The following is a 10,174-nucleotide window of genomic DNA, read 5'->3' as shown; positions in this document are numbered from 1 at the left end:
GGCTGGTGGAACACCATAAAATTCTGGCACATCCCCTTCAACAAAAAGATCTCCTAATTTTATTGTTGAGGTGATTTTAGCTTCTTCAGAAGAAAATGGAATGACAATTTGAGTATTTACTTCAACATCCAAAAATACCTCTAGATACGTATTATTTATTCCAGATTCTTTTATTTTCGTCTCGACCTTTGATGTTACATCGCCCACGATCGTCATTTTAACAGGGATTTTAGGTCCAAAGTTCGCAAGAAGTGAGTTGTTGGTAGAAAGACCTAACGGTATATAATAAACCGTACCCGGGATATAATTTTTTTTATTTTCGCTATTAACATCTGCTTGATGACTAGCCTGCTCAAGATTCTTATGAATACGCTCCGTAGTAGTTGCTAATATTTTGCTATATATTTTAGGATTAAAACTAACTAAAGATTTACCAGTGTTTTTTTGATGGAAAACTACAAGGTCGTCCATTTCAGAGGGTTTAACAATTTCTTCTGAAATAGCATTATTTATTGCTTCTGAAGCAATTTTTTTTGCCTCAGTATTCGCTATGTCCATTAATGTAGGTTTTATGTTATTGTCGACTAACCATAAAGCTTGTAAAGTAAATAGATTAAAAAGAATAAAAGAAATTAATAAAACATATTTAAACGGCAATGGACCCTTTCTTGTCGGAATTCGCCTTCTTTTAAAATGCATATAAAACCCTCCTAGAGTTAAAATATGCGCATTCTCTAATAAAAAGAAACAGCAATACTTAAACTATATCTGACACCTCATACAAATGAGTTTAGATATGGAACAAATAAAATAAATCCCGAATACCAAATATATCCGGGATTTAAAAATTTATTTTTTAATCATAAAATTTTACCGTTACAACATCATGATCAATAAGAGTTAGATCAAATTGTACTTTATTACCCGAAGATAGGCCGGAAAATTCAATGACAGCCTTACCAGAGGAATTAAACCCTGTTGCTTTTGTATCTCTCCATACACCATTAACATACATTGCAGCTCCAACACTGTTTGAATCAGCAGCACCTGTTATTTCAAGTTTGAAATTCCCACCATCAGTAGCTGTATAAACATCTGTCAGTACATTCCCATTAGACGGAATAGCAATATACTCTGTACCTTTAAGCTGCCATCCAGTAGCCGCAAAAGCGTTTGAAGGCATTAACAAAGCCACTAATACTAGTAACGTAATACCAAACTTTTTAATCTTCAATCTACGCACCACTTTCCATTAATTTTTACAGCCCACTTACTTATGTAAATAAATTGAACTGGTATATCTAGATATATTAATGCTTGTCCTTTTATATGTGCATTCAAAATAGATGTATTGGCTTTGGATAACTAACTCTGGTGAAATAAATTCATGCTAGTATTTTTCAATTGACGGTCATCTCACTTTTTTCTTGTAAGATTAATATCCATGTCTATTCCTAATTTTGCTTTTATTTCATGACGGACGGCTCTCGTAATTCTCGGTTTAATCTGTTTAAAAAGTTTCTGTTCCTCGATGATCTCTATTTTAAGAGACTCAGGTGGATTCTCTACTTCAATGGACATAAAATTACTTTTATACCCATTCTCTTTTAAAATCTTGTTTGCGACAGCAAAGATCTGATTAGTTAACCGAGTTTCTTGTTTTTCTTCTTTGCTCATAATAGGTTCTCTATCCGTCCCTGCTGTTGTACTGAAGTACGTGATTACAAGGAATGAAAGAACGCCAAATAAAACAACAAAAATAATAACTTTCCACGTTCCCTTCATTTGATTACCTCCGAACACAATCCTTTTTATACTATACGCTTGTACTATAGAGATAGACCTGGACTACTTGTTGTATTGAATTTCTAAAAAATGTACCCTAAAAGAGGAAAGCTAAAGTACTTCATTGAAACTATAAATATATATACGAATCATGTTTAACAAGCTTTATAAAGTTCTATACTTTAGCTTGAAGTGAAGGGAGTTTTATACTTGAAAGAAGAAGTGCAATACACATCTGGCGACATAGCTAAAGATCTCGGACTCAGTAAAACAACAGTACTCAACTATATAAAAGAGTTTCATTTGGAAGTAAGAAAGAACCCTAACAACGGTTATCGCTATTTTACAGTTGAAGATCTACAGCAACTGAGAGATATACATAAGCTTTGTCAAAAAAACGGCAAAGAACAGGCGTTAAAGGAATGGAACTTATCTACGAGAACCCCAATAGACATGGGGGAAGCACTCGAGTCTGTAATGAAGAAGTATAAAGAGGAAGAACAAACCCTAAAACAAGCTTTAAACAGACAAGAACAGATTAATCAGGCACTAGTTAGCGAAGTCGCACAACTAAAAAGTATGGTTCAAGGTATCAGTTCTACCAGTCGTCAGGACATAGAAGAAGTCTTTTTGGACCGTTTTCCGTCTGTCATGAAAGAAGTACTACAAGAGAAGGATCAAAAGATTGATGAGTTGAAACAAAAGTTAGAAGATGTAGAGAAGCTTATGAAGAATGACCGGGATGCAATATTACTGAAGGTTCTACGTGAGACACAAGAAACAAAAAAAGAGATAGCCGCCATGAAAGAAGAACCAAAAGAAAAGTCAGGTTTTTTCTCACGTCTATTCGGAAAGTAAAGACCACTGACACATTAAATCCATACTAATGTCCATATAAACGCCATCAGCAACACGTTTTTCCTGACAAACATCTAAAAAAAGCGTAAGCTAACAGAGACTTCTCTCTTTTTTATAAATAAGACCAAACAAAACCAAGGATCTACAGATCCTTGGTTTTGTTATGCATTCTTACATATTCTATGTTATTATTGTATATACGTATATACAATATAACCCGTTTAACCATTTTACATTATGGACATAACATATAAGGAGGAAATCCAATAATGGGTATGGTGAAAGAGATGGAAATGGAACGTAAAGTGACGAAGGTAGGAAATAGCTTAGGAATCAACATGACCGAAGCTCTTAGAAAAATTGGAGCTATACAAGGTGATTTGTTAGCTGTAGAAGTAGATGGCGATGTGATAAAGATTACGAAGAGACAGCAGAAGGTTTCTCTTCCTGAAGGATTAAGCCCTGATTTCTTTGATGTGCTTAACAGCACCTTGAACGAGTACGATGAAACCATTAAAGGATTAAAAGATAGATAATGAATGTCGTTCGATATTTAACGGAAACGGAGATTGTAGCCATCAATTTATATCTCATTAAGAAATACAGTCCGAGTGAAAAAGAAGGAGTAAAAATTCCTTCTCTGCTAAATTCAGCTGTTCACAGACCGCAACAGTCCGCCTTTTTAGAAGACAGATACGGCTCTTTGTTTGAAAAAGCTGCAGCTCTCTTTGATTCACTTGCTAAAAATCACGCTTTTCATAACGGGAATAAACGAACGGCGTTTGTTTCTATGGTTCAGTTTCTAAAATACAACGGTTATCGTTTAACGGCTCCTCAAAAAGCAGCTGAAGACTTCACGGTTGATGTTGTTAACCACGTATACTCTTTTGAAGAGATCACAGCCTGGATTGAAACCAATAGTCAGCTCGTAGGCTGATGCCCAATAAAGAGCCTTCATTTCCATAATGAAGGCTCTTTATTGGGTTTATACACTCTTTTTTTTATTAATCTGTACAATAGGTTCGTATTCACTTATCACTTCAAAAGTTTCTTCAGAGCACATAAATATAAAATGCTGAATATTAGATATTTCATTTGAACCGGGACCCGGTAATTGATCAAACCAATGGATGAAATCAGAATTAATCATTTTATAGAAATACCATGGTTTAGCATTAATAGTATTGAAATACTCTATTCGCGCTTCACGAGCAATCTTAGATAAGTCACCTCTTTTTAAGTCATCTGTAAATCTAAATGCCAAAACAAATTTACTATTGATATTTTGGTTATAAATGATTTTAATTTCTGTGTTAGATTCATCTTCAAATACTAACTGCAATCCATCTGCAAACTTAACTTCAACATAGTGTAATGGTCCCTCTAGTCCATCTTTAGGTCTCCAGACAACCAATTTTCTAGTAGTCATTCTATCCACTCCTTATACTCACAAAAACAGAGCTGATACAGAAGGATTCTACCTATTTAGTGGAAATTCAGCAACTTCTTTAAGACCATCGAAAATAATAAGCGTACTATCCGTAGCATATTCTCTTACTTTCTTTAAGTCAGCATTCTTTTTAATCTTGTATTCTACACTGAATAACACCTTTTTTTGCGTCCTTAGATCACCTTGAGAAGATCCGCCAACTGGATTCAACTTAAACGTTGAAGATCTCGGGAATCTACTCATTACTGAAGAAAGTTTTTTTCCCGGAATAACTGCAATCTCCATTGAAGGCTGAGGATAGTAATGTCCACGATATTCTGGATGTTTTAAACCTTTGGATGGAGTCTTATTAGTGATAAGAAAATCATACCTCAATACGTTTGGAATACTTAAAATATTGATTTCAGACTTTGAAAGTTCAAAATCACTTTCTGCAGCAACCTTTTGAACTCCTAAAGGAGATACAAGACAAAGAATAAGCATAATACATAGTGTCTTTTTCATAAAATCCTCCAAAAAACTTTAATTAAGGATAGTTTTCTCTTTCGTCATTTGTTCTATCCGATAGGTATCAAGGTATACTCATCAGTTTATGTAATAGATAAAAAAATGAATACTTACAGTCAACTAAGCTTATGATGATATTAAAAGGTTTTATAGAAGGTGAATCTTTGTCTAACACACTAAAAATAATTGCTATTCTATTGGCTTCTCTTCTTTTGTCTTCATGTGATTTAGTTGACTTAATGGACATAAAAGGAGAAAAAGTTTGGGTTGCCGTTCACAATGAGCATGACAAAATAATTAAATCAAACACGATAACTAGAAATGATAAAAAGTTAGAGATTTACACTATAATGGATTTCTATAATAAAAAAGGAGATTACTTAAGCACGTATATCTTTCTAATAGCAGGAGAAAAAGAAAGATCAATAGAAGAGCATAAGCCTTTAACCCTTTTAACTGATCGTTTAAAAGGTGAAATGTCTCTTAACATGAACAAAGAAGAAAAACTACGTGTAAAACAACATGTATTAGAACAAATGAACAAGTTAGATAATTAATAAACTTAATAGCTGTAACATAACACACCTTTTAGGATTAAATTCCAAATATATGGAATTATTAATCTCTTGTTGGATAAGCTATAACAATGGTAAAAAAGGTCAGGGGTGTGCAAATGAAACGTTTTATTACAACTGGTGTAATTGCGCTAGGATTGCTTACTACAATAGTTTTTGCTTCAGCAAATGAAAAGCCTCCAAGTCATAACGAGATTTTCACAAAGTTTGGTAGTCAATTTAACAAACAAGAATTAATTGTTGCAGGGAAACAAGAAAAAACCACCAAAATTGAGAAAACGATTGCAGATCAAGGAATTGTCTTAACCGTAAATGGCTTATACAAAAATAAAAAAAGTATATTTCTCGCCTATACAATAAACACGAAAAAAGAATTTGATTACAATACATCTGCCTTTTGGAGTAAACCTAATGTATATATCAACAAGAAAGAAGTAAACCATGGCGGCCTCGAAGATTTAAAGGTATCAGATGATAAATATATTGGGATTATTGAAGTCAATCCTGAAGGTAGATTACCTAGTAATGCAAACATAAAGTTTACAATACATGAAATTTTTGAAACGAAAGGGAATTGGACCATTGAATTCCCTCTTAAGTAAAAAATAAGAGAGCTAGTTAACATAAAAATCCTTTGCGGAACCAAAACAAAAATCAAAACCCTGAATCTCACCATATTCGGCGAAATTCAGGGTTTTTAGGTTTCTGAAACAGCAAAAAAATAGCCTTATTATAAAATGTGCTGTTCTTCTCTTTTCTCTTGTTTTCTTTCATTTTCAATCCGGTTTAAAAGTTGACAAAATAATAGTATCGTATCTATTCCTACCGGTATTCCTACCATTCATTGGTCAGCTGAATTTAAAGAAATTGATAAGATATCCACCCAGACCAACCATCTACAAAACTCACTAAACTATCATTTATTTGAAGGAGACACCAATAAATTAGCAGAATCTATCATTGAACTCGTTAAGAAGTATGCATAAGATTATACATATAAATAATAAGAATTTAAGCGTCTATACAACTTGTCCCTACCTGCATAGCATATAATAACCGGATCCGTTCAATAGGATCGGATTATTTCTAGGGGGGAATAATCATGGGCTATAGAAACTGTTGTTGTCATAGAAGACACGAAAGAAGATGCGAACCTTCTTGTACCGTTTACTACAAGTGTAGACGATACGAAAAGAAAAGATGCAGCTGTCATCGTAACCATCACTAAGTTCGATCCGTTTTACAAGAGAGGAGTCTATAAAGAGACTTCTCTTTTTGTTTGTCAGGATATAAAAAGACCAAGTTCTGTTTGGAGAACTCGGTCGGTATACATTCTTATTTAGAGTGGCAACATTGCTTTTTACAAACGATAGGTGGTGGTGAATGTAGAGGTCTAATCAAAGGAGTCTTTTTCAGACATGGACATTTTCTTTTTTTCATGTTTTCTCCCCCTTAACCGGCAGCTGACAAAAAACCAATACAGCGCTGGTGATATCAGGGATGCACTCTATCGGTCATACTTTTACTATATGTGTACAACCTGTGGTGTGTGTATGATTCCACTCGTTTTTAAGTGTTTTGGTTATCTAAATGGAAAAGACCGATTCTCCCTCTACTGAGAATCGGTCCTTACAGGTTTCCGGAAACAACGCCACACTCAGACGTTATTTTTAGTATGTACAAAACTTATAGACATTATGTAAATGGAAATTTGATTGACTTTGCATACACCTACTCGTTTGTAACTTTACCATATTTAGATTTTCGTCTATTTGGTTAGGATTCACCTTAAATATTCTTTATTGCTTTTGCGTATGTTAATAATAGCGTCGATATAGGCGTTGCTCCTCCCCCTATAAGGAGCTCTTGTAACAAAAAACGATTTCTGACAGATAGGAATCGTTTTTTTGTTTAAAACACACGTTACTTTTTATTTATCTATCACATAGGATATAAAGACCCTATTCTTATTGGGGGAACCTTCCTATCCATACCCTCCTAACTGGCTTCGGGAGGGCTAGAAAAAAAATAGGACAAGATCTTTGAAAAAAACCAAAAAAACAGCTACTTTATACATCTAAAAAAGTTTAACTTTTCTCCATTACCATACAAGCTTCTATCTAAAAAACCAATGATCCCCTCAAAAAATGAGAATAATATAAAATTCATGTATGAAAATCAACAGAACAAATACTAAACCCTACTATAAAGACGTTGAATACACGACGCATTCAAATCCACAGAAACTAAAAATCTCTTAAAACAAAAATATACGCTTCTCAGAGCATATACAAAAAACTCCTATGATGCTGCTCATAAAACGAGTGCCAGAAGACCTCACAGACCCGTGTACGTTGGGTGTGTGAGGTCTTCTGGCGTTTACGAGATTCACTAGATCAGCAGCAAGCCTTTACCCATAAGGAAAATTAGCGAAATCGAACCGTAACTAACATATAAATTGAGTATCCTTTGTGTTATCTATCCATTTACGCATACCATTACTATTTTTCTCTGCATATAAACATACATAAACTCACTTTCATCAAATCTTCTTCCATGTTATTAATTCCACCAAATAAACACATTTAGATGGATTCTTCTCCATGGTTTTATAGCTATAATCTATAAAATAAAATTACCCAAAACAGCCACTTCTAACTAAAAAAACAGCCCGGATCACCAGGTGTTCAAATGACCCCACACAGGCAACATCATCCTATGTGGGGTCATTTGATTTTCGGAGCTATAGCAAAGAAAAAACCTGGTGGTCCGGGCCTGTCATAGAAGGAAAACCTAGACTCGCATCCCCTTAAAATGAAAAACTAATCTATTCAACAGATATTAAAGACTTTTTAAACCCTCAATTAGCGATGTCTTCTCCAATATTCCACACCATAATCTAAAGCTATACAAATAAAGATACAACCGATTAAAACAATAGCCTCAATCAAAAGAATCCGCCCCTTATAAAATACGCTTACAATACTAGCAATTCATTTTCTTTCTACGCTAAAGGAGCTGCTTCCTTGTATGCTTCCAGGAAAGTCTTATACACTCCTAACTGCTAGACTATAAACAGAGGAGGATAAAGACTGAAGTGTTAAGGCCATAGGAGCACTCCACACAAGAAATAAGAAAAAAAACAAGAGCCCCATAAAGGGGCAGGGACTACGTCCCCTTAATATAAAGAGACAGACCACTAGTAAACTTTTTCATCTATTTTTAACCTCTTTTAAAAGTTGTGCAATTCGTTGCTGGCTCAGTCCTAATTTAATACCTAGCTGCTTTTGAGTTGCATTAGGATACCTATCTAGAGCTTTCTGGAGTAGCCAGAGCTTGTCCTCTGTCTTTTCCTTTTGAGCTTTAATATAAGCATTACGAGGCTTCATTCCTTCTTTGCGTCGTTGCTCTCGTTTAGCCTCGGTGTTGCGTTTTCGCTTTTCATTGCGCCCAATAATTGTCTGCAGCTGCACCTGTTCGTCTTCCGTAATATCGAGCCATTCGATGATCTTAGCGTTCTTTAGGTTGTAGCCGGCTCCTGGATAGCCTTTTTCTTTGGCTACCGCGTTCGCCTCTTCGGTATTTTTGGCTTTCCATGCCTTCTCCGCACTCTTCGTAGCACGAATCACTTCTTTTTCAGCCAATGGTTCCGTGAACTGTGAGTTAAAGATTAACGTCTGCCTTAAAGCTTCTTCCGAATCTGCAACATAGCAACATTGCCAGTATCGATAGAGAAAGAGAATCGTCTCGCGGTATCCTTTTACATCATGATTTCGTAGTTCCACAAGCTTCACGAGATCAAGCAGACGCGCATGGTGTAAAGAGTATGTATTAAAAAGCCTTTCAACAGTCTTACGGCGTCCTCGTGTCTTTTTCTTTGGTTGAAGGTCTGGTAAGTATTCGTTTTGAATATCACGAAGTACATATCTATAATCATGACGGTATTGAACTTGGACAGCCTCTCCATTTTTGGAATTAATGCTGCCATCAAGACGGAATACACGTGCAGCATCCGTCGCTCGTGTGTCTCCTCCCATTGCTTTCAACTGTTGTACAAAATGATTTTGCACAGCTTGCCATAAGGGAAGTGCCTGATAAGGGACAGGATCAATCAGCCAGACGAGAACCACTCCCCGGCCGGAGAAGATAATAAGACTTGGTTCTGGAATACTTTGATTAAAAAACTCTAATTCTAGTTTTCCGATAATCCATTTCGGATCATAGTTTAAGAGATAACAATCTAAGTCCACGTATAACGAACGTAATTGGCGTATGAGTTCAATTTGTCGCTGAGGCTTATAAAAGGTATTCTGAGAGAAATAAACGTCCTCTCCGAGCCATTTTGAGAGTTTGAGAGCCAGTTTCTTCGGCTTCACGTGAAATTGCTGAAATCCTTTTTTTGTTTTCTTCGCAAGGGTTATGTAGCCATCGGCTTCATGATGATGAAACCATGCATGATATTTGGCGCGTTCGTAGGCGTTTAAATTTTCCATATAAAAATCCCTCCAGTAGTGGAAGGAATCGCATACTTTGTGATAGAATAACCACATAACAACATAAATATAGGTATACGATACCTTAGTATTTCGAGAGAATCCCAGGACCCGCCAAAGTCAGAGGGATTTTTCTCGTTTCTAGGACTAATTCTATCAAACTTTTAGTTTCCCTGCTGTAACTATATGAAAAAGCCCCCATTAGCTTGGGGGCTTTTTCATATAATCAAACATCCTGTTCATCCATTTTAAGTCTTTTTATAATTAAAAAAGCATTAACACATTGGTATATAGAAATTAAATTAAAGAGCAAGCTAATTGAATAATCATAGAGAAACGATAAACCTAAACTTATAAATGCACTGATAAAAAGATTCCAGACTTGAAGTTTTTGTATACAGCGAAAGGACCACCAAAGATTAAGAATGAAAACAACAACGGCTAATACTTTTACCAGTTCTATATTAAAATCCATACTAATCCTCCTTATTCTCTTTAGGTGTTAT

At 35.2% G+C, this 10,174-nt stretch carries 13 protein-coding genes; 6 read left to right on the top strand and 7 right to left on the bottom strand.

The window, feature by feature from the left end; genetic code table 11:
• The 3 genes from yunB to IHV12_RS22415 form a co-directional block, all read right to left on the bottom strand.
• A partial coding sequence (gene yunB / locus IHV12_RS22425) for a sporulation protein YunB (RefSeq protein ID WP_197192295.1) occupies window positions 1-699 on the bottom strand: 699 nt, incomplete at its 3' end.
• Between the two features lie 157 nt (window positions 700-856).
• The gene (locus IHV12_RS22420; protein WP_197192294.1) at window positions 857-1,243 is read right to left on the bottom strand and encodes a hypothetical protein; all 387 of its coding nucleotides are present in this window, start codon (window positions 1,241-1,243) and stop codon (window positions 857-859) included.
• A 173-nt stretch (window positions 1,244-1,416) separates the two neighbouring features.
• Window positions 1,417-1,785 (bottom strand): hypothetical protein, encoded by a 369-nt coding sequence (locus IHV12_RS22415; RefSeq protein ID WP_197134885.1) that lies wholly within the window; start codon window positions 1,783-1,785, stop codon window positions 1,417-1,419.
• Window positions 1,786-1,995: 210 nt separating this feature from the next.
• Here IHV12_RS22415 and IHV12_RS22410 point away from each other — a divergent pair, with 210 nt between their 5' ends.
• The 3 genes from IHV12_RS22410 to IHV12_RS22400 all read left to right on the top strand — a co-directional run bounded on the left by IHV12_RS22410 (window position 1,996) and on the right by IHV12_RS22400 (window position 3,580).
• Complete coding sequence (locus tag IHV12_RS22410; protein ID WP_197134887.1) at window positions 1,996-2,643, top strand: MerR family transcriptional regulator; 648 nt, start codon at window positions 1,996-1,998, stop codon at window positions 2,641-2,643.
• Window positions 2,644-2,912: 269 nt separating this feature from the next.
• Window positions 2,913-3,179 carry an AbrB/MazE/SpoVT family DNA-binding domain-containing protein gene (locus tag IHV12_RS22405; protein ID WP_370568867.1) on the top strand — a complete coding sequence of 89 codons (267 nt, stop codon included), beginning with the start codon at window positions 2,913-2,915 and terminating at the stop codon, window positions 3,177-3,179.
• Window positions 3,179-3,580: a type II toxin-antitoxin system death-on-curing family toxin gene (locus tag IHV12_RS22400; RefSeq protein WP_163103557.1), complete on the top strand. Its 402-nt coding sequence runs from the start codon at window positions 3,179-3,181 to the stop codon at window positions 3,578-3,580. Before IHV12_RS22405 ends, IHV12_RS22400 begins: the two co-directional genes overlap by 1 nt.
• Before the next feature lie 48 nt (window positions 3,581-3,628).
• On the opposite strand, the gene IHV12_RS22395 is transcribed toward IHV12_RS22400, so the two are convergent.
• Together IHV12_RS22395 and IHV12_RS22390 are read right to left on the bottom strand one after the other, a co-directional pair.
• Window positions 3,629-4,072 carry a hypothetical protein gene (locus tag IHV12_RS22395; RefSeq protein WP_163103558.1) on the bottom strand — a complete coding sequence of 148 codons (444 nt, stop codon included), beginning with the start codon at window positions 4,070-4,072 and terminating at the stop codon, window positions 3,629-3,631.
• 48 nt (window positions 4,073-4,120) lie between these two features.
• Window positions 4,121-4,597 (bottom strand): hypothetical protein, encoded by a 477-nt coding sequence (locus tag IHV12_RS22390; RefSeq protein ID WP_163103577.1) that lies wholly within the window; start codon window positions 4,595-4,597, stop codon window positions 4,121-4,123.
• A gap of 131 nt (window positions 4,598-4,728) precedes the next feature.
• On the opposite strand from IHV12_RS22390, the gene IHV12_RS22385 reads away from it, so the two are divergent.
• The 3 genes from IHV12_RS22385 (at window position 4,729) to IHV12_RS23145 (ending at window position 6,161) form a co-directional block, all read left to right on the top strand.
• The gene (locus tag IHV12_RS22385) at window positions 4,729-5,157 is read left to right on the top strand and encodes a hypothetical protein (protein WP_197192293.1); all 429 of its coding nucleotides are present in this window, start codon (window positions 4,729-4,731) and stop codon (window positions 5,155-5,157) included.
• Between the two features lie 116 nt (window positions 5,158-5,273).
• Complete coding sequence (locus IHV12_RS22380) at window positions 5,274-5,777, top strand: DUF4179 domain-containing protein (RefSeq protein WP_197192292.1); 504 nt, start codon at window positions 5,274-5,276, stop codon at window positions 5,775-5,777.
• A 207-nt stretch (window positions 5,778-5,984) separates the two neighbouring features.
• A complete protein-coding gene (locus tag IHV12_RS23145; RefSeq protein ID WP_163103543.1) occupies window positions 5,985-6,161 on the top strand; it encodes a YueH family protein in 177 nt (58 codons plus the stop codon).
• A gap of 2,226 nt (window positions 6,162-8,387) precedes the next feature.
• Here the strand turns inward: IHV12_RS23145 and IHV12_RS22370 are convergent.
• Both IHV12_RS22370 and IHV12_RS22365 read right to left on the bottom strand, forming a co-directional pair.
• Complete coding sequence (locus IHV12_RS22370; protein ID WP_163103541.1) at window positions 8,388-9,668, bottom strand: phage tail tape measure protein; 1,281 nt, start codon at window positions 9,666-9,668, stop codon at window positions 8,388-8,390.
• A gap of 226 nt (window positions 9,669-9,894) precedes the next feature.
• On the bottom strand, window positions 9,895-10,143 hold the full coding sequence (locus tag IHV12_RS22365) for a hypothetical protein (RefSeq protein ID WP_197134874.1): 249 nt from the start codon (window positions 10,141-10,143) through the stop codon (window positions 9,895-9,897).
• Window positions 10,144-10,174: the final 31 nt, after the last annotated feature.

Source organism: Fictibacillus sp. 7GRE50 (assembly GCF_015903875.1).
Classification (GTDB): domain Bacteria; phylum Bacillota; class Bacilli; order Bacillales; family Fictibacillaceae; genus Fictibacillus; species Fictibacillus phosphorivorans.
Note: the sequence above shows the minus strand (reverse complement) of the source record. Positions and strands in the feature narration are given on the sequence as shown.

Bases quoted from the DNA above. Each gene is read 5' to 3' on its own strand.
- IHV12_RS22370 (WP_163103541.1), bottom strand. From the start codon at position 9,668: ATGGAAAATTTAAACGCCTACGAACGCGCCAAATATCATGCATGGTTT.
- IHV12_RS22385 (WP_197192293.1), top strand. From the start codon at position 4,729: ATGATGATATTAAAAGGTTTTATAGAAGGTGAATCTTTGTCTAACACA.
- IHV12_RS22390 (WP_163103577.1), bottom strand. From the start codon at position 4,597: ATGAAAAAGACACTATGTATTATGCTTATTCTTTGTCTTGTATCTCCT.
- IHV12_RS22415 (WP_197134885.1), bottom strand. From the start codon at position 1,785: ATGAAGGGAACGTGGAAAGTTATTATTTTTGTTGTTTTATTTGGCGTT.
- IHV12_RS22380 (WP_197192292.1), top strand. From the start codon at position 5,274: ATGAAACGTTTTATTACAACTGGTGTAATTGCGCTAGGATTGCTTACT.
- IHV12_RS22395 (WP_163103558.1), bottom strand. From the start codon at position 4,072: ATGACTACTAGAAAATTGGTTGTCTGGAGACCTAAAGATGGACTAGAG.
- IHV12_RS22365 (WP_197134874.1), bottom strand. From the start codon at position 10,143: ATGGATTTTAATATAGAACTGGTAAAAGTATTAGCCGTTGTTGTTTTC.
- IHV12_RS22400 (WP_163103557.1), top strand. From the start codon at position 3,179: ATGAATGTCGTTCGATATTTAACGGAAACGGAGATTGTAGCCATCAAT.
- IHV12_RS22405 (WP_370568867.1), top strand. From the start codon at position 2,913: ATGGGTATGGTGAAAGAGATGGAAATGGAACGTAAAGTGACGAAGGTA.